The sequence below is a fragment of the Pseudomonas rhodesiae genome (genome assembly GCF_013285305.1).
GTDB classification, from domain to species: domain Bacteria; phylum Pseudomonadota; class Gammaproteobacteria; order Pseudomonadales; family Pseudomonadaceae; genus Aquipseudomonas; species Aquipseudomonas rhodesiae.
In genome coordinates, this window is sequence record NZ_CP054205.1 from 472107 (window position 1) to 494112 (window position 22006).

Below are 22006 nucleotides of genomic sequence, written 5' to 3' on the forward strand. Positions count from 1 at the left end.
AAGCGCGTCTTCGCCTGCGGCGCGACTATAAAGCCGGTTTTTAAGACTTGAAAATAATATAAATTCAAAATCATATTCTTTTTTAGAATATAAACTGTTTCTAATGTGGGAGGGGGCTTGCCCCCGATAGCTATAGTCCAGCCAGCGCATCTCTGACTGATAGGCCGCCATCGGGGGCAAGCCCCCTCCCACTTTTAACTGGTTTACTCAGTTGAACACCGCGTCATAGGCAAACAGCGCCGGCGCGCCGCCGGTGTGCAGGAAGATAATCGGCCCGTCCTCAAAGCGCTGACGCCCGATACCGTCGAGCAAACCCGCCATGGCTTTGCCGGTGTAGACCGGGTCGAGCAACAGACCTTCCTGGCTGGCCAATAGTTTGATCGCGGCCAATGTGCCGGCATTCGGCTCGCCGTAGCGCGGGGCAAAGTACTCATCCCACAGGATCACCTTGAACGCCTCGGGCAAGCCCACGCCCAGCAGCTCGGCGGTGCGCTCGGCCAGGCCCTGGACTTTCGGGAACTGTGCCTCTTCGGTACGCGATACGGTGACGCCGATGACGGGCAATTGCGGCAGTACCTCACTCAAGGCCAGCGCCAGACCGCTGTGCGTACCGGCACTGCCGGAGGCGAGCACCACGGCGGCGAAGTCGATGCCGCTGTCCTCGATCTGCGCGGCCAGCTCCAGCCCGGCGCGCACGTAGCCCAGGGCGCCCAACGCATTGGAGCCACCGATGGGCACCAGGTATGGCGTCTTGCCGTTGCTGCGCAGCCGGTCGGCGAGGGCGTTGAGCTGCTCGTCGACGTGATCGAGGTTTTCCACCAATTCCACCTTGGCGTCGAACAACTCCAGCAGCAGGCGATTGCCGTTGCCCAGGTAGTTCGGGTCGTCGGTGCCGGTAGGATTTTCCAACAGGGCGACGCAACCCAGGCCGAGTTTGGCGGCGAGGGCGGCGGTCTGGCGCACATGGTTGGACTGGATCGCGCCGGCGGTCACCAGGGTGTCGGCGCCTTGGGCGATGGCATCGGCGGCCAGGTATTCGAGCTTGCGCAGCTTATTGCCGCCCATGGCCAGCGGGGTGGTGTCGTCGCGTTTGACGTAGATATCCCGGCCCAGCCACGCCGATAGCCGTTCGAGTTTTTCCAGCGCGGTGGCACCGCCCAGCAGTTCCAGGCGGTCAAAACGGTCGAGCTGTTGTTTGATCATGGTTAAACACAGTGGCGAAGTAATGGGCCGACTATAGGCAGGCACTTTTCATCGGGCAACCGTCAATCGCTTATGTCCGATGGTTATGAGCATCGCACCATTGGTTCTTAATGTCGGTCGGTGCGCTTGCCGTAAAGTGATGGCCATTTTGTCAGGAGTGAAAACCGTGAGTGAGCGTTCCAGTCATTGGCAATTGCAGACCATCGTCAGCCAACTGCGCGGCGCCCGCGATCAGTGGCGCTCCCGCAATGGCCGCCTGAGCGGCGAGCATGGTGGGCGCGAGTTGCCCTCGCGCCAGGCCGTGGCGCAGATTCTTGAGTCGCTGTGCGGGGCGCTGTTCCCCATGCGCCTGGGCCCGGCGGACCTGCGTGAAGAAAGCGAGGATTTTTACGTCGGCCACACCCTCGATGTGGCCCTCAATGCCCTGCTCGCCCAGGCACGCCTGGAACTGCGCTACGCCGCGCGCCAGGGCGGTGAGGATGACAGTGACATCGACGCCCACGCCATCCGCCTGATCCAGGATTTCGCTCTGGCGCTCCCAGCCCTGCGCAGCCTGCTGGACACCGACGTGCTGGCTGCCTATCACGGCGACCCGGCCGCGCGCAGTGTGGATGAAGTGCTGCTGTGCTACCCGGGGATCCTGGCGGTGATTCACCATCGCCTGGCGCACCATTTGTACCGCGCCGGTTTGCCGTTGCTGGCACGCATCAGCGCGGAAATCGCCCATTCGGCCACCGGCATCGATATCCACCCCGGCGCGCAGATCGGCCCGAGTTTCTTTATCGACCACGGTACGGGCGTGGTGATCGGCGAGACCGCGATCATCGGCGAGCGCGTGCGCATCTACCAGGCAGTGACCCTGGGCGCCAAGCGCTTCCCGGCCGATGAAGATGGGCAGCTGCAGAAAGGCCACCCGCGCCATCCGATAGTCGAGGATGACGTGGTGATCTACGCCGGGGCGACCATCCTGGGGCGCATCACCATCGGCAAGGGCTCGACCATCGGCGGCAATGTGTGGCTGACCCGCAATGTGCCAGCGGGGGCGAATATCACTCAAGCGAATCTGCAACATGATGATGGGGCGCAGAAGTAGAGAACCTGCACGGGTCACCTGTGGGAGGAGGCTCACCACAAGTGACCTGTCAGCCACCGATACACTGACTGTATTCCACACCGGGGCGGTATTTCCGTGAGCAGTCGCTGAACGATTTCCTTTGCTCACCCGTCATACCGCTCAGCCCTGCGATTAGTCCAAAACCACCTATTCATGTTTAACTTGAACGTTCGTTCAAGTTAAACCGGTGGTTCGCTGCCCGCTCACAACAGGAGGCTTACCTTTGCTGAGTCTGTTTTTCCCAGCCACATTTCACGTCCCAGGGGTGCATCGCTCATGAGTGCATCGTCCACCCCTTCCAGCGGCCTGGTGCGCATGAATGCGCCCGTTTTCTACTTTGCCGCCACGGTTATTCTGCTGTTCGGCTTGACCGTTATCGCCATCCCACAACAGGCCGGTGCCTGGCTGCTGGCGGCGCAAAACTGGGCGGCCAATACGGTCGGCTGGTACTACATGCTGGCGATGACCCTGTATCTGGTCTTCGTGGTGGTCACCGCGTTATCGGGCTACGGCAAGATAAAACTCGGTGCCGACCACGACGAGCCCGAATTCAGTTACTTGTCCTGGGCCGGCATGCTGTTCGCCGCCGGCATCAGCATCACGCTGTTTTTCTTCTGCGTCTCGGAGCCGCTGACGCACCTGGTGCAACCGCCCCAAGGCGCGCCGATGAACGCCGACGCCGCGCGCCAGGCCATGCAGGTGCTGTTTCTGCACTGGGGCCTGCATGGCTGGGGTGTGTTCGCCTTTGTCGGCATGGCCCTGGCCTATTTCGCCTACCGGCATAACCTGCCGCTGGCGTTGCGCTCGGCGCTGTACCCGCTGATCGGCAAACGCATCAACGGCCCCATCGGTTATGCGGTGGATGGCTTTGGCATCATCGCCACGGTGTTCGGCCTGGGGGCCGACATGGGCTTCGGCGTGCTGCACCTCAACTCCGGTCTGGACTACCTGTTCGGCATCGCCCACACCCAGTGGATCCAGGTCGGGTTGATCACCCTGATGATGGGCGCTGCGATCTTGGTGGCCGTGGCCGGCGTGGACAAGGGCGTGCGGGTGATGTCCGACATCAACATGCTGCTGGCCTGCGCGCTGCTGCTGTTCGTGTTGTTCGCCGGGCCTACCCAGCACTTGCTCAACACTCTGATCCAGAACATCGGCGACTACCTCGGCGCCTTGCCGACCAAGAGTTTCGACGTCTACGCCTACAACAAACCCAGCGACTGGCTGGGCGGCTGGACGGTGTTCTACTGGGCTTGGTGGATCGCATGGTCGCCGTTCGTGGGTCTGTTTATCGCGCGGATTTCCCGTGGCCGCACCATCCGTGAATTCGTATTCGGCGTGCTGCTGATCCCGCTCGGCTTCACCCTGGCGTGGATGTCGATCTTCGGCAACAGCGCCATCGATCAAGTGCTCAACCACGGCATGGCGGCGCTCGGCCAATCGGCCATCGATAATCCATCGATGAGCCTTTACTTGTTGCTGGAAACCTACCCGTGGAGCAAGGCCGTCATCGCCGTCACGGTGTTTATCAGCTTTGTGTTCTTCGTGACGTCGGCCGACTCCGGCACTGTGGTGCTGTCGACGCTGTCGTCCAAGGGTGGCAACGCCGACGAAGACGGGCCGAAATGGCTGCGGGTGTTCTGGGGCGCGATGACGGCGCTGGTGACCAGCGCGTTGCTGTTCGCCGGCAGTATCGATTCGCTCAAGTCGGCGGTGGTGCTGACCTCGTTGCCGTTCTCGCTGATTCTGCTGCTGATGATGTGGGGGCTGCACAAGGCGTTCTACATGGAGTCGCAAAAGCAGATCGCCCAGTTGCATTCGCTGGCGCCGATCTCTGCGTCACGCAAGGGCCGTGGCGGCTGGCGTCAACGCTTGAGCCAGGCGGTGCACTTTCCATCGCGTGACGAGGTGTACCGTTTCCTCGAATCGACCGTGCGCCCAGCCATCGAAGAAGTGACCGCGGTGTTTGTCGAGAAGGGCCTGAACGTCGTCACCCAGCCGGACCCGGCCAACGACAGCGTCAGCCTGGAAATCGGCCACGGCGAGGAGCGCCCGTTTGTCTATCAAGTGCAGATGCGCGGCTACTTCACGCCGTCGTTTGCCCTGGGCGGCATGGGCAAGAAAGCTATCAATAACCGCCGCTATTACCGAGCGGAAGTGCATCTGAGCGAGGGCAGCCAGGATTACGACTTGGTGGGCTACACCAAGGAGCAGATCATCAACGACATCCTCGACCAGTACGAGCGTCACCTGCAGTTCCTGCATCTGGTGCGCTAGAGAAGAGGCGTGCGTGTTCCTCTCGGGTAGGACTTTGCTGTAAAACAGCAATGGCGAAGTTAAGCGATTCAGCTGGTTAAAGGGCCTGGGAATAGTCTTGTTCCCGGGCCTTATTTGCCGACGTCCAAGAGAGGATTCGATGACTTATATTGCTGCCGAAAACCGCTATGAATCTATCCCGTACCGTCGCGTAGGCCACAGTGGCCTGGTGCTGCCGGCACTGTCCCTGGGGCTGTGGCACAACTTTGGCGACAGCACGCCGATCGCCACCCAGCGCGCGCTGTTACGCACCGCGTTCGACCTGGGGATCAACCACTTCGACCTGGCCAATAACTACGGCCCACCCTACGGCAGCGCCGAGATCAACTTCGGCCGTTTGCTGCGCGAAGACTTCAAGCACTATCGCGACGAATTGATCATCTCCAGCAAGGCTGGCTGGGACATGTGGCCCGGCCCGTATGGCCAGGGCGGCGGCTCGCGCAAATACGTGCTGGCCAGCCTGGACCAGAGCCTGCAACGCCTGGGCGTGGATTACGTGGACATCTTCTACTCCCACCGCTTCGACCCCGACACGCCCTTGGAAGAAACCGCCAGCGCCCTGGCCACTGCCGTGCAACAGGGCAAGGCGTTGTACATCGGCATTTCGTCCTACTCCGGCGCCAAAACCCGCGAGATGGCCGCGCTGCTCAAGGAATGGAAAGTACCGTTGCTGATCCACCAGCCGGCCTACAACCTGCTCAACCGCTGGGTGGAAAAAGACCTGCTGGACACCACCGAAGCGCTTGGCACCGGCGTGATCGCCTTCACGCCGCTGGCCCAGGGTTTGCTCACCGACAAGTACCTCAACGGCGTGCCGGCCGATGCGCGGGTCAATCGTCCCGGCGGTGGTTCGTTGCAGGCCGGGCACTTGTCTGAAGCCAACCTCGCCCACGTCCGGGCGCTGAACGAGATCGCCCAGCGTCGCGGCCAGAGCCTGGCGCAACTGGCCCTGGCCTGGACCCTGCGCGACCCTCGGGTGACCAGCGCGCTGATCGGTGCGAGCCGGCCAGAGCAGATTGTTGAGAACGTCGGCGCGCTGAACAACTTGTCGTTCAGCGCTGAAGAACTGGCGGAAATCGATCGGTTTGCCCAGGAAGGTGGGATTAACTTGTGGGAAAAGCCGTCACTGGCGCAGTAATGCACGACGCCCTCTCGCCTGGACGGCGAGAGGGCGTTTGATCATCCGGTCAGGCGCGGGCGCTATACCAGCTTGAGGTACATCCCGCGCCAATTCCGGAATGGGGACGTCGAAAACGGTCTTTTTTCACCGTAGAGGTCCACGTGCCCATCGACCACGGCCACCGAATGGTTGTTGAGGGAGGCGGTGCCGGTGTTGCCTTTGTCCAGTTCGCGAAAATGAGTCCAGCGGGTTTTGCCTAACAGGCCCAGGCGCTTAAACCCATCCCGGTCTCCTTCACCGTCGTTGAGCGTGCCCATGGCGGCTTCGAAGCTTCGCTTAGCCCGGCCCTCGTGGTTTTTCATCTGCGCGCGCTTGGCACTGGCGGCATATAAAAACACCGCATCCGCCAATACGTCGGGGTCGTCGCCATAAAAAGCCGAACCGGTCTTCGCCTGTTTTATTTCGTCATGGGTCAGGCTTAGCTTGAACGTGTCACGCATGACGATATCGAAGCCCGTGGGGGTTTCTGTCACCGACTTGTAGATGCCACGGGGGTTGTGACCGTATTTCATCATCGCCGCTTTTATAGCCGAAACAGTGACGCAATTCCCCTGCCTGCCTTGCGTGAAAGCAGTCCAGATATTCTTGGGCTTGATGCCAGCGGCGGTTTTGGACATGGGCATGTAGCCCGTGTCGAACCGGTTAACCTGTGCCGCCGTATTGTCATACGCGCCAGGACGCGCGGTGCGGGTGTGCTCAATCGCAGGGGGGACGAGGTTCGAATAAGGTTGGGCATAGCTGCCCACGAGTGCTGATAAGTTCATGCAATGCGCCTTGATGCTTGGAAATCCGCCTGTGTTACAACCAACGAGCAAGGATGCTCAGACCAGGATGTAGCCGTGCCCGTCATACGGCAGCGCCTCCTTATCCAGCACCAAGCCGTGGTTATATAGATAGGACGGTGCCTTGGTTTCCGACATTTCATGTGCGTTGGCGTGGGTCATGAAAGACACCATGCCAAGGTCTTCCAGGATCCTTTTCTCAAACCCTTGCGTAGTGATGACGCTGCGCAAAGCGGCTTCGAAGTTGGAGCGAATGACCGGATCTTCATGGGTGTTCTGAACGCGCTTTACGTAAGCGGTCAGCATGAAGTTGGCGTCCTTGATCATTCCGTTGTCATGGCCGGCGAATTTGGCGGCATCTGCCGTAAGTTGTATTTCCGCGCGGGTGATGTTCACGCTTTCTCCGTCTTTCATGTCGACGGCATAGGTGTCTCCCGTTCGGGTGACTTTTTCGAAACAATCCGTGGGGCTCTGTCCGAACCTCATCATCATCAGTTTGATCATTGCCGCGTAGCGATCCGTATAGCGGTTTTCACCAAACTCGCGGGGCACGGAATAAAACCCCTTTTCGATATCGCTGGGCGCTGCGCCGTTGGTTTTTGACGAAAGGTCCGGGAATTGCGGGTTTTCAGTGTCGTTCGTTGGCGTGACCTCTTTTTGCAGCAGGCTATTAAGACGGGTCGGGAGTTGCCGTGTTGTATCAACGCCGGGACGGACAGGCGTGGAAAGTGGCGTGTCTTGATGGATGACCCCTGCCTGTTGCGGGTGGGTCAAGTTCTTTAGAGCAGTTTCAAGGCTTTGCAATAACGTGAACATCGAACTTAAGACCAACTCGATGCTGTGCTGGGTGTGTGCATTGGGTTGCTGGGGAGCCTCGTAATCGTGGTTTTTTAGCAGCGCATTGCGGTTGTCCAGCGAGGGAGAAACATTGGCGGACAGGGCGTTGGAGCGGTAGTTGGAGAACGTGTTCATCGGCTCAATTCCTAAGAATGTGATGTTGTCCCGGACGTTTACGGGAGTATTCAAGTAAGTAGATAGGCATGTTGATGTTTTCTGACACCAGAAGGTGTGCAGTTGAAGTCTGCCAACCCATCGACAATGGCGAGGGACTCCACAGGGCTTTTCACAATAATGCCTAAACCTTTATTCGCGGCGATGTCATGGGACTTGGCCGACTGGATATGGTTTTTCAGGCCCAATAACTCCAACACGTTTTTGGCCGACTCCCCCTTGTTGGTTTCCCACATGGCAATGGCATAGTCGGAGGGCGCCGAAGCATTAAATGATTCGATCTGCTTTCGTTTTACCAAGGCGCCGAAAAGAAAGGCTGCATCTTTGAGCATGCTTTCGTCACCGAGCATCTGGCAGCCTTCTTGAGCCAGTTTTAGTTCTTCAAACGTAATATGAAGTTTGAAGCCGTCGCGCATCGTTATGTTGAAGCCCGTGTCAAGTCTGGTGACTTCACTGAAAATATCCCGCGGACTTTGCCCAAACCGTTGCATGGCCAGTTTTATACCCGCGACATGGGAACTGAGCGGGGCGCCGCTCGAATACAGCGTGAGCACCGGTGAAGAAAACAGCCCGCCCCAGATGTCATCCGGTTTTTCGCCACTTTTTTTGGCTGAAAGAAACTCGTGCGATTGGGGGACGGTCGCCTTGTCAACTACCTGTGTGGTTTCCAATGTTGTATGGGGTAGTTCGGTGGCTGGCCGGAGAGGCTTGTGATCAACCAACGTTTTTACCGATGGTTGTATGTTTAGCAGGTTATTCAGTGATGTCATGATTTCATTGAGTGCATTGCCAAGCAGTGCAAGTGTTTTTTCGACACTTATATGAGAGGGTGCGGATGCTGAGGTAGTCTGAGCAAGTGTATGTTCCATTGATGTTGAATTAGAGTGCCTGTGAGGCGCAGTTGCCGTGGGTAACGTGTTGTTATAATTCTCGCTTTGTCTATTGGCGGCGATTGACGGGTAAGTAGATGTTAGTGATGTGTTCATCTATTTGTTTCTCAATTAAATAAGTTTTTCGTCGATATAAGATTCAGTTTTATATCGCTTTTGCGGTATTGATGAGTGAGGCGTTAGCGTTTTCACGTCGCGACAGTGTCGTGAGATCTGTGGTTGGTAACTGTCTGGGGTTCCGAGTGCCAGTGCGGAATTGGTAACGTGAGATAACGATAGCTATAGAGGATTTTTCTGAAGTAATAGCAAGGCGGGGATGTTAATTAATTGTGTAGCGAGGTTGCCGAGAGTAGGCAATATGGCGAGTTTTATTTTAATAAATCGGAAGCGGTCGATATTGGCTGTTTAAAGTTTGCTATGAGCATAAAACGCGCCGACGCGAGGCGGCGCGTAATGAGCTGGACTGCATGGGGGCGCCGGAAATCAGAACGGTACATCTCCCAGAATCGTCGCGCGGTGCATCACCCGCCGTTGCGGTCGGTAGTCATCCACTGCGTAGTGCTGGGTCACACGGTTATCCCAGAACGCCACGTCATGGGCTTGCCAGCGCCAGCGCAGGGTAAATTCCGGCCGAGTGGCGTGGGCAAACAACAGCTTCAGAATCACCTCGCTTTCGGCGGCTTCCAACTCGTTGATCCGGGTGGTGAAACCTTCGCTGACAAACAGCGATTTGCGCCCACTCACCGGATGCGTGCGTACCACCGGATGGGACAATGGCGGGTTCTTTTGACGTGCAGCTTCCCAGCGTTGCAGGGCTTCGGCGCTGTTGCCGAAGCGCTCCAGAGGGAAGGACTTGATGAAGTCGTGGGTGGCGGTCAAGCCGTCCAGCAGCCGTTTCATCGGCGCGGATAGCGCCTCATACGCCGCGATCCCGCTGGCCCACAGCGTGTCGCCACCGTACGCCGGCAGCAGCTTGGCGCTGAGCACCGCGCCGAGGGCCGGGGTGGGCAGGAACGTCACGTCGGTGTGCCACACCGCATTGTCGCGCACGTCGGTGACGGCGGTGTCGAGCACCAATACTTCGGGTTGTTCCGGCACGTTGGGGTAGATCGGATGGATGTGCAAGTCACCGAAATTCGCCGCGAATCGTGCCTGCTGTTGCGGGGTGATCGGCTGGTCGCGAAAGAACAGCACCGAGTGGGTAAGCAACGCCTGTTCAATGGCGTCGCGCTGATCGGGGGACAGCGGCCGGGTGATATCGACGCCACTGATCTGGGCGCCCAGGGCGGTGCTCAAGGGGCTCACGGTAACGTTGCTCATGGGATTCTCACAGTCAGTGTGCCTGGCCATGCCAGGGCACTAATTTACGCTGCAGGGCACGCAGGCCCATTTCCAGGGCGAAGGCGATCAGGGCGATGACCAAAATCCCCAGCACCACCACATCGGTCACCAGAAACTGCGCCGCCGACTGCACCATAAACCCCAGCCCACTGGTGGCCGCGATCAGTTCAGCGGCCACCAGCGTCGACCAGCCCACCCCCAGGCCGATGCGCACACCGGTGAGAATGTCGGGCAGGGCGCTTGGCAGAACTACATGACGAATCAATTGCGCGCGCGTTGCCCCCAGGGACTGCGCCGCACGCAGCTTGGCCGGGTCGACGGTGCGTACACCGGTGGCGGTGGCGATCGCGATGGGTGCAAAGATCGCCAGGTAGATCAGCAGCACCTTGGACAGCTCGCCGATGCCGCACCAGATCACGATCAACGGCAGATAGGCCAGCGGTGGAATAGGCCGATAAAACTCGATCAACGGGTCGAAGATGCCACGGGCGATGCGGTTGGCTCCGATGGCGATCCCCACCGGCACGGCGGTCAACACCGCAAAACCCAGGCCCAGGCCGATGCGGCTGAGGCTGGCGGCCAGGTGCTGCCATAAGGTGGAATCCATATAACCGCTGGTCGCCAGCAACCAGCCTTTTTGCAGCACGGCGGCCGGCGGCGGCAGAAACAGCGGCTCGATCACACCGGTGGCAGTCACGGCCCACCAAGCGATCAGCAAGGTAGTGAGGGTCAACAGGCTGATCCAGCGCGTGCTCAGGCTGCGGCGGACCGGAACGGGCGTTTGTGCCGCCGGCTCGGTGGTGGTGACAGGAAGTTCGTAGCTGCTCATGGGGACACCTGCCGTTGCGAGAACACCTTGCCCAAGACATGTTCGCGGGTTTCGATAAAGCGCGGATCGGACTTGATCGCTCGCGCCGACTCGCCGGCGGCATAGCGTTGGCCGAAATCCAGGCGCAGGCGTTCGACGATCTGGCCTGGATTGGGCGCCAGCAGAATCAGATCGGTGGCGAGAAATACCGCTTCTTCAATATCGTGGGTGATCAGAAACACCGGCTTGGCCGTGCGCCGCCAGACTTGCAGCAGCAGCTCCTGCATCTGTTCGCGGGTGAAGGCATCCAGGGCGCCGAACGGCTCGTCCATCAACAACACGCGCGGGTCGGCGGCCAATGCGCGGGCCAGGCCGACACGTTGCTTCTGGCCACCGGACAGTTGCCAGATGCGGCGGTGGTCGAAACCGGCCAGGTCCACCAGTGCCAGCATTTCCCGCGCGCGGGCTTCACGCTGTGTTTTAGGCACGCCGGCCAATTCCAAGCCGAAGCCAACATTGGCCAGCACGTCCTGCCAGGGCAGCAGCGCATCGTCTTGAAACACCACGCCACGCTCGGCGCTCGGGCCTTTGACCGGCACGCCGTCGAGGCTGATACGTCCTGCGCTGGGTTCGACGAAGCCGGCGATCAGGTTCAACAGTGAAGTCTTGCCACTGCCGGACGGGCCGAGAGCTACCAGCAATTGCTGGGGCCCCAGGTCCAGTGAGATATCCGCCAGCACCGGTGCCGGGGCGCCTGGGTACTGTGCGCTGATGCGCTCCAGTTGTAGCAAGGCCATCGCGATAAACTCCCGAATCAGTGGGTAATGAACTGAGCGCTGACGTATGGGGCGTAATCCGGCAGTACCGCGTCGACTTTGCCCTGTTCCTTGAGGAATGCAGCGGTGTCGGTTACGGCCTGGGTGGTCGGCGCGCCGAGCAGGGTGATTTGGTCTGCGGCCAGCGGGTAGACGTTGCCTTGCAGCAGTTGTGGGATATCACTGGCCTTGGCGCCGGAGAGCTTGACCAGTTTGTCGACGTTGCCTGTGTTGGCCAGCCAGGCTTGCGGGTCTTTTCGATAGTCCGCGTAGGCATCCAGCGTAACCTTGGCGAAAGCCTTGACGATTTCCGGATGCTTCTCGGCAAAATCCTTACGCACGATCCAGGCATCGAAAGTCGGTGCGCCGAATTTGGCCAGTTCGCCGGAAGTGATCAGCACCTTGCCGTTTTCCTTGGCTACGCCCAGTGCCGGGTCCCACACGTAGGTGGCGTCGATATCGCCGCGCTTCCAGGCAGCAATGATCGCCGGCGGTGCGAGATTGAGGATGGTCACCTTGGAAGGGTCAATATTCCAGTGCTTCAGCGCGGCCAAGAGACTGTAGTGGCCGGTGGACACGAACGGTACGGCGACTTTCTTGCCGATCAGGTCTTGCGGGCTGGTGATCCCCGAACCGTCACGCGCCACCAGCGCCTCGGCGCCGCCGATCTGCGTCGCGACCAGAAAGGTTTGCACCGGCACTTTGCGCGTAATCGCGGCGGTCAGTGGGCTGGAACCGAGGTAACCGATCTGCACGTCGCCGGAGGCAATGGCGGCGATGATGTCCGCACCGTTATCGAATTTGCGCCAGTCGATCTTGGCGTTGGTGGCTTTTTCGTAAGCGCCGTCGGCCTGCGCGACTTTGGCCGGGTCGACGGTGGTCTGGTAGGCAATGGTTACATCCGCCGCCTGGGCAAACAGGCTGGCACCGGCCAGGGACAATGCGGCCAACAGGCGCAGAGGGGTAAGCAGTTTCAAGGGGAATCTCCTCAATCAGGCGGCCGAGGCTCGGCGTGAGAGGAGACTAAATGATCTAAGAATCGAAAAATAAATAACTTTTTCGAATTAGCTTATGTGGGTAAGGGTGAAGCGAGCCTTGAGCTTGATTGGGGGCAAATGTGGGAGGAGGCTTGCCCCCGATGGCGGTAGTGAAGCCACTGGTGGGTTGACTGGCCCAGTACAATCGGGGGCAAGCCCCCTCCCAATTGACCGAGTTCGGTCTTAGTTACTGATAGCCAGAATACTCGCCTGGTACGAGCCGACAAACACATCGAAATCGCCCACTTCGTTCTGCTCCAATTCCGCCTGCTGCGCCAGCGAGGTGCGCGCCAGCTCCTCAAAGCGTGCCTGCTCTTCAGCCGGCAACGGCTCGCGGCGGAAGTACTCGGCGTGCACTTCGCTCTGATGCAGCGAGAACTGCGCGAAACTCTCTTTGCGCTCGGCCATCGCCGCCAGCACCTGGGCCGACGGTGTCAGGGACGGGTCATTGACCTTGGCCAGTTGGGCGTCCAACGCGTGACTGTGTTCGGTGATGCCGTGGCTTTCATCGAGCAGGGCGGCCAGCGGCGCGATTTGTTCTAACAATTCGGTAGCCCATTCCTTCATGTCCACGGCCTGGCCCTGACGCTGCAATTGCAGGCCCGGACGGCGGCCTTCTTTGACCACGCTGAGGAAGTTGGAGGTGGCGTTGCTGCACTCGTTGTTGGCGAACAGCGGGCTCTCGTTGAGGGCGCAGTACAGCAGGAACGCGTCAAGGAAGCGCGACTCCGGCAGGTCGATGCCCATCGGCAGGAACGGGTTTATATCCAGGCAACGCACTTCAATGTACTGGATACCCCGCGCCATCAGCGCCTGGATCGGCCGTTCGCCGGTGTAAGTCACGCGCTTGGGGCGGATGTTGGAGTAGTACTCGTTTTCGATCTGCAGGATGTTGGTGTTGAGTTGCACCCACTCACCGTCCTTGTGCGTGCCGATTTCGACGTACGGCGCGTAGGGCGTTGCCACCGCTTTGCGCAGGCTGTCGGTGTAGCTTGCCAGGTCGTTGTAGCAGGGCGTCAGGCCGGCCTGGGCGTTACTCTGGTAACCCAGGTCACTCATGCGCAGGCTGGTGGCGTAAGGCAGATACAGGGTGTCGGCGTCGAGTACTTCCAACTGGTGCGAACGTCCGCGCAGGAACCCGGCATCCAGGGCCGGCGAAGCACCGAACAGGTACATCAGCAGCCAGCTGTAGCGGCGGAAATTGCGGATCAGCGCGATATACGCGTCGGACTGGAAGTCGCGATCAGTGCCGACATAGCCCTCGTCTTGCTTGAGCAGCGGCCACAATTTTTCCGGCAGCGAGAAGTTGTAGTGGATGCCGGCGATGCACTGCATGGTCTTGCCGTAACGCAGGGCCAGACCCTTGCGATACACATACTTGAGTTGTCCGATATTGGAGGTGCCGTAGTAGGCAATCGGAATATCTTCTTCGGCCGGCAATGGGCACGGCATCGAAGGACTCCACAGGTATTCGCTGCCCAGCTTGGTGTAGGCGAACCGATGGATTTTTTCCAGGCTGCTCAGGGTATCGGCCGGGTTGGGCAGGGCTGGGGTGATGAACTCCAGCAGCGATTCCGAGTAGTCAGTGGTGATCTGTTCGTGGGTCAACGCAGCGCCCAGGGCTTCGGGGTGCGGCGTCTGCGCCAGGCGACCTTCACCCGTGACACGTAGGCATTCGCGCTCGATGCCGTGCAGGCACTGCTCTAGCAGGGAGAGGTGTTCGCGCTTGCCGAGCAGGGCCAGGCGGCGGTTGAGAAGTTCGCTCAAGTTGGATTCCTTCACGCGTCAGTCGCCCCAATATGGGGGTGGGCAGGACGGTCTACAAGGGTGAAGTTAAAACTGGCGTGATCGCCTGGTTTTGAGTCAAGTTGACCCGCTTTGAAAAAGCCTACTTCATTCCATGAATTGGGCTATAGCACAGCGAGAAAATTCCGACGCTGTTTCAGCAGCGCCGAAATTAACTCAAATCGAGGGTGGGGAGCTATAGGACAGCGAACGTGCCCTGTGCTTTTGCGACAAGTCTTTCGCCTTGGTACACATCCGCCTCGACCACCAACGTGCGCCGGCCGGCGTGAACGATGCGGCTGGTGCACATCACCTCACCGTCTTCCACGGCGCGGATGTAATTGATCTTGCATTCGATGGTCGCGCTCTGCTGGTCGAAACCATGGGAACTGGAGCAAGCCAGTCCCATGGTGATGTCCACCAGACTGAAAATCGCCCCGCCATGCAGCTTGCCCGCGCGGTTGCGCAGATGCGGCTCCAGGCTCAGGGCCACCTCGGCAACGCCCTGCTCCAGGCGTTGCAGGCGACAGCCGATCAGTTCGCTGAACGCGCTCTGGGTCAAGCCGGCCGGGATCTCCATCAACGCTTCTTCAACTGTTTGGCATTGGCGAACAGCGAGGCCATGGCGTTGTTGCTAGGCGCCGCGGTGGCGGTTTCCTTGCGCGGTGCGCTGTTCTGCGACTGACGCGGCGCCGAGCCAGGACGCGCCCCCCGCGCGCCATCGATTTTTTCTCCGGGGGTGTCGCTCATACGCATCGACAGGCCAACGCGTTTGCGCGGGATATCCACTTCCATGACCTTGACCTTGACCACGTCACCGGCCTTGACCGCTTCGCGTGGGTCCTTGATGAATTTCTCCGAAAGCGCGGAGATATGCACCAAACCGTCCTGATGCACGCCGATATCCACAAAGGCGCCGAAGTTGGTCACGTTGGTCACCACACCTTCGAGGATCATGCCCAGTTGCAGGTCCTTGAGGTCTTCGACACCGTCCTGGAACTCGGCGGTCTTGAACTCGGGGCGTGGGTCGCGGCCCGGTTTTTCCAGTTCTTGCAGGATGTCGGTGATAGTCGGCACGCCGAAGGTTTCGTCGGTGTACTTCTTCGGGTCCAGGCGCTTGAGGAACGCGGCGTCGCCAATCAGCGAGCGGATGTCGCGGTCGGTCTCGGCGGCAATGCGTTGCACCAGCGGGTAGGCTTCCGGGTGGACCGCCGAGGCGTCCAGTGGGTTGTCACCGTTCATGACGCGCAGGAAGCCGGCAGCCTGCTCGAAGGTTTTTTCGCCCAGGCGCGCGACTTTTTTCAGCGCGGCGCGGGTTTTAAAGGCGCCATTTTCATCGCGGTGGTTGACGATGTTCTGTGCCAGGGTGGCATTGAGGCCGGAAATCCGCGCCAGCAGCGCCACCGAGGCGGTGTTGACGTCCACGCCCACGGCGTTCACGCAGTCTTCGACGACCGCGTCCAGGCCGCGTGCCAGCTTCAACTGCGACACATCGTGCTGGTACTGGCCGACGCCGATGGATTTAGGGTCGATCTTCACCAGTTCGGCCAGCGGGTCCTGCAGGCGACGGGCAATGGACACCGCGCCACGGATCGACACGTCCAGGTCCGGGAATTCCTTGGAGGCCAGCTCCGACGCCGAGTACACCGACGCACCCGCTTCGGACACCATGACCTTGGTCATCTTCATGGCTGGGTATTTTTTGATCAGTTCGGCGGCCAGTTTGTCGGTTTCACGGCTCGCGGTGCCGTTGCCGATGGCAATCAGGTCTACCGAGTGCTTGGCGCACAGGGCGGCGAGGATCGCGAGCGTCTGGTCCCACTTGTTATGCGGCACATGCGGATACACGGTCGCGTGGTCCAGCAGCTTGCCGGTGGCGTCCACCACCGCGACCTTGCAACCGGTGCGCAGGCCCGGATCGAGCCCCAGGGTAGCGCGCGGGCCGGCCGGGGCGGCCAGCAGCAGGTCGTGCAGGTTGTGGGCGAACACGTTGATCGCTTCGGTCTCGGCGCCGTCGCGCAGTTCGCCGAGCAGGTCGGTTTCCAGGTGGGTGTAGAGCTTGACCTTCCAGGTCCAGCGCACGACTTCACTGAGCCACTTGTCCGCAGGACGGTTCTGATTCTGGATGCCGAATTGTTGACCGATCATCCCTTCGCACGGGTGCATGGTGCCCGGCAGTTCGTCGCCGACTTTCAGCGCGGAGCTGAGAATACCTTCGTTGCGGCCACGGAAAATGGCGAGGGCACGGTGGGAAGGCATGCTCTTGAGCGGTTCGTCGTGTTCGAAATAGTCACGGAACTTGGCGCCTTCTTCCTCCTTGCCGGCGATTACGCGGGCGCTGAGGATGGCTTCTTGCTTCAAGTAGTTACGCAGTTTTTCCAGCAGGCTGGCGTCTTCGGCGAAGCGCTCCATCAAGATATACTTGGCGCCTTCCAGCGCCGCCTTGGTGTCGGCGACGCCTTTTGCGGCATCGACAAAGCGCGCGGCTTCGGTTTCTGGAGTCAGAGACGGGTCGTTGAACAACCCATCGGCCAATTCGCCGAGGCCGGCTTCCAGGGCGATCTGGCCCTTGGTGCGGCGCTTTTGCTTGTAGGGCAGGTAAAGGTCTTCGAGGCGGGTCTTGGTGTCCGCGAGCTTGATGTCGCGCTCCAGTTGCGGGGTCAGCTTGCCTTGTTCCTCGATGCTGGCGAGGATGCTGATGCGCCGTTCGTCGAGTTCTCGCAGGTAGCGCAGGCGCTCTTCCAGATGCCGCAACTGGGTATCGTCGAGGCTGCCGGTCACTTCTTTACGGTAACGGGCGATGAAGGGCACCGTGGAGCCTTCATCCAGTAGAGCGACGGCCGCTTCGACCTGTTGTGGGCGTACACCGAGTTCCTCGGCAATGCGGCTGTTGATGCTGTCCATAAAACCACCTGAAATTCTGAAAAGCAGCTCGGGAGCCCGGTAAACAAGGCGTTGCGAGGCTGGTTGAGCGGCCCGACCGGCGCCGCTGCCTGGGTCAAGAGGCAGCCTATTGACCCTCGAAATCGAAAAAATCGCGACAAGCGGGTGAAAAAAGCCCGGCAGTAAACGGTAACGATCTGACGTTGCCCTGCACGACGGCGCGGCATTATAACCAGCGTTCTGCTCTTGGGGGGTACTGTGCCGGAGGGGTGTAGGGCGCGGGTTCGCTGGCAGTAGAGGAAAAATCTGCTAACAATGCACACGGTGCGTATAACGGCAGCTACGCCATAATGCGCGCCGAGATAAGAGGAGCATCCAATGAGCAGCACTGCACAAACTGCTGAAGGCGAAAAAATTCTCATCGTTGATGACGATCCAGGGCTGAGCAGCCTGCTGGAGCGTTTCTTCAACTCCAAGGGCTATCGTGCCCGCGCGGTACCGAACACCGAGCAAATGGACCGCCTTCTGGGGCGCGAAGTCTTCAACCTTGTCGTGCTCGATCTGATGCTTCCCGGCGAAGATGGCTTGACTGCGTGCAAGCGTCTGCGCGGCGCCAATAACCAGATTCCAATCATCATGCTCACCGCCAAGGGCGATGAGCTGAGCCGCATCAAGGGCCTCGAACTGGGCGCCGATGACTACCTGGCCAAGCCTTTCAACCCTGACGAGTTGATGGCGCGTGTCAAAGCTGTACTGCGTCGCCAGGCGCCAGCGGTGCCGGGTGCTCCGGGCAGCGAAGATGAAAGCGTGACCTTTGGCGATTACGAACTGTCGCTGGCGACCCGCGAACTCAAGCGCGGTGAAGAAGTGCACATGCTGACCACCGGCGAATTTGCCGTGCTCAAGGCGCTGGTGATGAACGCCCGCCAGCCGCTTACCCGTGACAAGTTGATGAACCTGGCCCGTGGTCGCGAGTGGGATGCCTTGGAGCGTTCCATCGATGTGCAGATCTCCCGTTTGCGCCGGATGATCGAACCGGACCCGTCCAAGCCGCGCTATATCCAGACAGTGTGGGGCGTGGGTTACGTGTTCGTGCCGGATGGCACCGCTACCAAGTGACCGATGATTTGCAGAGGTGGGCATCCCGGCATTTGACCCCGTAAAGGTCGACGGGATGCTCGGCGTCTGCAATTCTGCGAGCGCCGCTCATTCTTGCAAGGTGTCCAGCTGTCCTCTATGAAAACCCCGTTGTGGTTCCCGCAAAGTTTCTTCTCCCGCACCCTCTGGCTGGTGCTGATCGTCGTTCTGTTTTCCAAGGCACTCACGCTGGTTTATCTGCTGATGAACGAGGATGTGCTGGTGGACCGGCAATACAGCCACGGCGTTGCTCTTACACTGCGTGCCTATTGGGCCGCTGACCCCGAGAATCGCGAGAAAATCGCCAAGGCTGCCACCCTGGTGCGCGTGGCGGGCGCCGGTGTGCCGGAAGGCGAGCAGCATTGGCCCTACAGCGAGATTTACCAGCGTCAGATGCAGGCCGAATTGGGCAAAGACACCGAAGTGCGGCTGCGCATGCATGTGTCACCGGCGTTGTGGGTGCGTGCGCCAAGCCTGGGTGAGGATTGGCTGAAAGTGCCGCTGTATCCGCATCCATTGCGCGGGCAGAAAATCTGGAACGTATTGGGCTGGTTCCTGGCCATCGGCTTGCTTTCGACGGCGTCCGCGTGGATCTTCGTGCGCCAGCTCAACCAACCGCTGAAGCGCCTGGTGTTCGCCGCCCGCCAGTTGGGCCAGGGCCGTAGTGTGCGACTGCCGGTGAGTGACACACCCAGCGAAATGACGGAGGTATACGGCGCCTTCAACCAGATGGCGGAAGACGTCGAACAGGCCGGTCGCGAACGCGAGTTGATGTTGGCGGGGGTGTCCCACGATCTGCGCACACCTTTGACACGCCTGCGCCTCTCCCTGGAGTTGATGGGCAACCATACGGACCTGACGGATGACATGATTCGGGACATTGAGGACATGGACGCCATCCTCGATCAGTTCCTGGCATTTATCCGTGACGGCCGCGATGAGGTAGTCGAGCAAGTCGATCTCACCGATCTGGTGCGTGAAGTCGTGGCCCCCTATAACCAAAATGGCGAACAGGTACGCATGCGCCTGGAACCGATCCAGCCGTTCGCGCTGCGGCGGGTGTCGATGAAGCGCCTGTTGAACAACCTGATTGGCAACGCCCTTCATCACGCCGGTACGGATGTGGAAGTGGCGGCGTACGTGTCCGGCGATAGCGCTGCGCCTTATGTGGTGCTGAGTGTGATGGACCGCGGCACCGGCATTGATCCTGCGGAGCTGGAAGGCATCTTCAACCCCTTTACCCGAGGTGATCGTGCGCGCGGAGGCAAAGGGACAGGCTTGGGCTTGGCGATTGTGCGGCGGATTGCGTCGATGCATGGCGGCAATGTCGAGCTGCGCAATCGCGAGGGAGGCGGGCTGGAGGCGCGGGTGCGGTTGCCGCTTGGGCTGATGTTGCCTAGAGACGCGGTATAAAAAAACAGCGGCAAGTTTCGAAGCTTAAAGCCGCAAGCAAAAGGCAGACAGCTTTTGCCCTTTCTTGCAGCTTATAGCTTGAAGCAAACAGCTGCGTCCCTAACCCTTGCCCTTGGTCCTGGTCATGTTCGGCCCGCCATTCTTTTCCAGATGCTGAATGATGATCCCCGCCACATCCTTGCCCGTGGTGGTCTCGATCCCTTCCAGGCCGGGTGAGGAGTTCACTTCCATCACCAGCGGGCCATGGTTGGAACGCAAAATATCCACGCCTGCCACCGCCAGGCCCATCACCTTGGCTGCTCGTAGCGCGGTCATGCGTTCTTCCGGAGTGATTTTGATCAAGCTGGCGCTGCCGCCACGGTGCAGGTTGGAGCGGAATTCCCCCGGCTTGGCCTGGCGTTTCATCGCCGCGATGACTTTGTCACCCACCACGAAGCAGCGAATATCCGCACCGCCGGCTTCCTTGATGTACTCCTGCACCATGATGTTCTGCTTGAGGCCCATGAAGGCTTCGATCACCGACTCGGCTGCGGTGGCGGTTTCACACAGCACCACGCCGATGCCTTGGGTGCCTTCCAATACCTTGATCACCAGCGGTGCGCCGTTGACCATTTCGATCAGGTCCGGGATGTCGTCGGGGGAGTGGGCAAAGCCGGTGACCGGCAAGCCGATGCCTCGGCGCGACAACAGCTGTAGGGAACGCAGTTTGTCCCGTGATCGAGCAATGGCGACCGACTCATTCAGGGGAAATACGCCCATCATTTCAAACTGGCGCAAGACCGCGCAGCCATAGAAGGTCACCGACGCGCCGATGCGTGGGATGACCGCATCGAAACCCTCCAGAGGCTTGCCACGGTAGTGAATCTGCGGCTTGTGGCTGGCAATGTTCATATAGGCACGCAACGTGTCTATCACCACCATTTCATGGCCACGTTCGGTGCCGGCTTCGACCATGCGGCGGGTGGAATACAGACGCGGGTTTCGCGACAGCACAGCAATCTTCATGCAGCACCTGGGGCAGAAATAGTAGAGACCGGGAACACCGGCTTGTCTTGAACGTACTTGACGCCGGGATTGACCACCAATTGGCCGTCAATCAGCGCCTTGGAACCCAGCAACAGGCGGTAACGCATGGCTTTGCGGCAGGCCAGGGTGAATTCCACCCGCCATACTCGGTCGCCCAATGCCAGCGTGGTGCTGATCACATAGCGCACCTGCGCATGGCCGTTGGAGCTTTTGATGGTTTTCATCGTCACCAGGGGCGCTTCGCAGCGACGATGCCGCAGTTGCACCACGCTGCCCAGGTGCGCGGTAAAGCGCACCCACTTTTCGCCGTCGCGTTCGAACGGCTCGATGTCAGTGGCGTGCAAGCTGGAGGTGCTGGCCCCCGTGTCGATCTTCGCACGCAGACCTGCCACTCCCAGGTCGGGAAGGGCCACCCACTCACGCAGACCCACAACGGTCAAATGATCAAATGTCTTCAATATGGCTAACCGGTCAATTCGCCCAGGCCTGGGAGGGGATCTCGGCCAAAGCATTGAATGCGGGCCTGGCGAACCAATAGCCCTGCATCAGAAATATTCCACAGTCGGACAGGAAGTCTCGCTCACCAGCACTTTCGATGCCTTCGGCGATGACAGTAACCCCCAACTGCTCACAGATTGTGACAATCCCCCGGACGATTACCTGGCGAACACGATCCTTGTCGACATCGCGAATCAGCGCCATATCGAGTTTGATCAAGTCAGGTTGGAAATCGGCCAGCAGGTTCAGCCCCGAATAGCCCGCGCCGAAATCATCGATGGCGGTCTTGAAGCCGAATTCCCGATATTCACGCAGAATATTCGTCAAATGGCGATAGTTATCTACATGCTCGCTTTCCAGCGTCTCGAAAATCAGCTGGTTCAGCGGGAAATTGTGCGCGCGAGCCGCTTCGAGTGTGCTGCGGATACACAACTCCGGACGGTACACGGCGTTAGGCATGAAGTTGATCGACAGGTGCGTTTGCATCCCCAGCGCAGCGGCCCCGGCAATCGCCTGGGTACGGCAGCGTTGGTCGAAGCGGTAACGATTGCTTTCGTTAACCTGTTGCAGCACCGAGAGCGCTCCTTCTCCGTTGACGCCACGCACCAGCGCCTCATTGGCAAAAATCGAATGGTCCCGAAGGTCTACGATTGGCTGGTAGGCGAACGCAAAATCGAACCCTAAGGGTTCGCTCTGCTGGCAGCCCACGCACCGTTGACCCGGCGAGGTGAGTGAAAGGGGAAAGTCGGTCACGGCGTATCCTCGCG

General features: G+C 59.8%; 19 protein-coding genes. 5 read left to right on the top strand and 14 right to left on the bottom strand.

The genetic code is table 11. The features are described 5' to 3' along the window. Positions 1–207: 207 nt before the first annotated feature. Positions 208–1203, bottom strand: a complete 996-nt coding sequence (locus HRH33_RS02085) for a D-cysteine desulfhydrase (protein WP_167418173.1) — start codon at positions 1201–1203, stop codon at positions 208–210. A gap of 166 nt (positions 1204–1369) precedes the next feature. Here HRH33_RS02085 and epsC point away from each other — a divergent pair, with 166 nt between their 5' ends. The 3 genes from epsC to mgrA all read left to right on the top strand — a co-directional run bounded on the left by epsC (position 1370) and on the right by mgrA (position 5771). Beyond that, positions 1370–2296 (top strand): serine O-acetyltransferase EpsC, encoded by a 927-nt coding sequence (epsC, locus tag HRH33_RS02090; protein ID WP_034095345.1) that lies wholly within the window; start codon positions 1370–1372, stop codon positions 2294–2296. A gap of 336 nt (positions 2297–2632) precedes the next feature. Then, the gene (betT, locus tag HRH33_RS02095) at positions 2633–4594 is read left to right on the top strand and encodes a choline transporter BetT (RefSeq protein ID WP_167389851.1); all 1962 of its coding nucleotides are present in this window, start codon (positions 2633–2635) and stop codon (positions 4592–4594) included. Between the two features lie 139 nt (positions 4595–4733). Beyond that, the gene (mgrA, locus tag HRH33_RS02100; RefSeq protein WP_034111313.1) at positions 4734–5771 is read left to right on the top strand and encodes an L-glyceraldehyde 3-phosphate reductase; all 1038 of its coding nucleotides are present in this window, start codon (positions 4734–4736) and stop codon (positions 5769–5771) included. 62 nt (positions 5772–5833) lie between these two features. On the opposite strand, the gene HRH33_RS02105 is transcribed toward mgrA, so the two are convergent. The 10 genes from HRH33_RS02105 to HRH33_RS02150 form a co-directional block, all read right to left on the bottom strand. Next, positions 5834–6577: a hypothetical protein gene (locus HRH33_RS02105; RefSeq protein ID WP_167418172.1), complete on the bottom strand. Its 744-nt coding sequence runs from the start codon at positions 6575–6577 to the stop codon at positions 5834–5836. Between the two features lie 57 nt (positions 6578–6634). Beyond that, complete coding sequence (locus HRH33_RS02110; protein ID WP_167418171.1) at positions 6635–7567, bottom strand: hypothetical protein; 933 nt, start codon at positions 7565–7567, stop codon at positions 6635–6637. Between the two features lie 50 nt (positions 7568–7617). Further along, a complete protein-coding gene (locus HRH33_RS02115) occupies positions 7618–8592 on the bottom strand; it encodes a hypothetical protein (protein ID WP_167418170.1) in 975 nt (324 codons plus the stop codon). A gap of 387 nt (positions 8593–8979) precedes the next feature. Further along, positions 8980–9816 carry a taurine dioxygenase gene (gene tauD / locus HRH33_RS02120; protein ID WP_167418169.1) on the bottom strand — a complete coding sequence of 279 codons (837 nt, stop codon included), beginning with the start codon at positions 9814–9816 and terminating at the stop codon, positions 8980–8982. 13 nt (positions 9817–9829) lie between these two features. Further along, positions 9830–10666, bottom strand: a complete 837-nt coding sequence (tauC, locus tag HRH33_RS02125) for a taurine ABC transporter permease TauC (RefSeq protein ID WP_167418168.1) — start codon at positions 10664–10666, stop codon at positions 9830–9832. Next, the gene (gene tauB, locus HRH33_RS02130; protein WP_034095350.1) at positions 10663–11442 is read right to left on the bottom strand and encodes a taurine ABC transporter ATP-binding subunit; all 780 of its coding nucleotides are present in this window, start codon (positions 11440–11442) and stop codon (positions 10663–10665) included. The genes tauC and tauB overlap by 4 nt, the downstream gene beginning before the upstream one ends. A 17-nt stretch (positions 11443–11459) precedes the next feature. After that, a complete protein-coding gene (gene tauA, locus HRH33_RS02135; protein ID WP_167418167.1) occupies positions 11460–12437 on the bottom strand; it encodes a taurine ABC transporter substrate-binding protein in 978 nt (325 codons plus the stop codon). 243 nt (positions 12438–12680) lie between these two features. Next, positions 12681–14264: a glutamate--cysteine ligase gene (gshA, locus tag HRH33_RS02140; RefSeq protein WP_034095352.1), complete on the bottom strand. Its 1584-nt coding sequence runs from the start codon at positions 14262–14264 to the stop codon at positions 12681–12683. Between the two features lie 214 nt (positions 14265–14478). After that, positions 14479–14862 carry a PaaI family thioesterase gene (locus HRH33_RS02145; RefSeq protein ID WP_167418166.1) on the bottom strand — a complete coding sequence of 128 codons (384 nt, stop codon included), beginning with the start codon at positions 14860–14862 and terminating at the stop codon, positions 14479–14481. After that, the gene (locus HRH33_RS02150) at positions 14862–17186 is read right to left on the bottom strand and encodes a Tex family protein (RefSeq protein WP_034136486.1); all 2325 of its coding nucleotides are present in this window, start codon (positions 17184–17186) and stop codon (positions 14862–14864) included. Before HRH33_RS02150 ends, HRH33_RS02145 begins: the two co-directional genes overlap by 1 nt. Before the next feature lie 357 nt (positions 17187–17543). On the opposite strand from HRH33_RS02150, the gene ompR reads away from it, so the two are divergent. Both ompR and HRH33_RS02160 read left to right on the top strand, forming a co-directional pair. Next, positions 17544–18284, top strand: a complete 741-nt coding sequence (ompR, locus tag HRH33_RS02155; protein WP_003187669.1) for an osmolarity response regulator transcription factor OmpR — start codon at positions 17544–17546, stop codon at positions 18282–18284. 117 nt (positions 18285–18401) lie between these two features. Beyond that, on the top strand, positions 18402–19715 hold the full coding sequence (locus HRH33_RS02160) for an ATP-binding protein (protein WP_034095356.1): 1314 nt from the start codon (positions 18402–18404) through the stop codon (positions 19713–19715). Positions 19716–19814: 99 nt separating this feature from the next. Here HRH33_RS02160 and rimK read toward each other — a convergent pair whose 3' ends face one another. Genes rimK through rimA form a run of 3 tightly spaced genes read right to left on the bottom strand, consistent with a single transcriptional unit; the run spans position 19815 to position 21992 of the window. After that, entirely contained in the window at positions 19815–20720 is a 906-nt protein-coding gene (gene rimK, locus HRH33_RS02165; protein ID WP_034095357.1) for a 30S ribosomal protein S6--L-glutamate ligase, read from the bottom strand. Continuing rightward, positions 20717–21199, bottom strand: coding sequence for a retropepsin-like aspartic endopeptidase RimB (gene rimB, locus HRH33_RS02170; RefSeq protein ID WP_005783815.1), 483 nt, complete (start codon positions 21197–21199; stop codon positions 20717–20719). Before rimB ends, rimK begins: the two co-directional genes overlap by 4 nt. Positions 21200–21212: 13 nt before the next feature. Beyond that, entirely contained in the window at positions 21213–21992 is a 780-nt protein-coding gene (gene rimA / locus HRH33_RS02175) for a S6 modification regulatory phosphodiesterase RimA (RefSeq protein WP_040265300.1), read from the bottom strand. Positions 21993–22006: the final 14 nt, after the last annotated feature.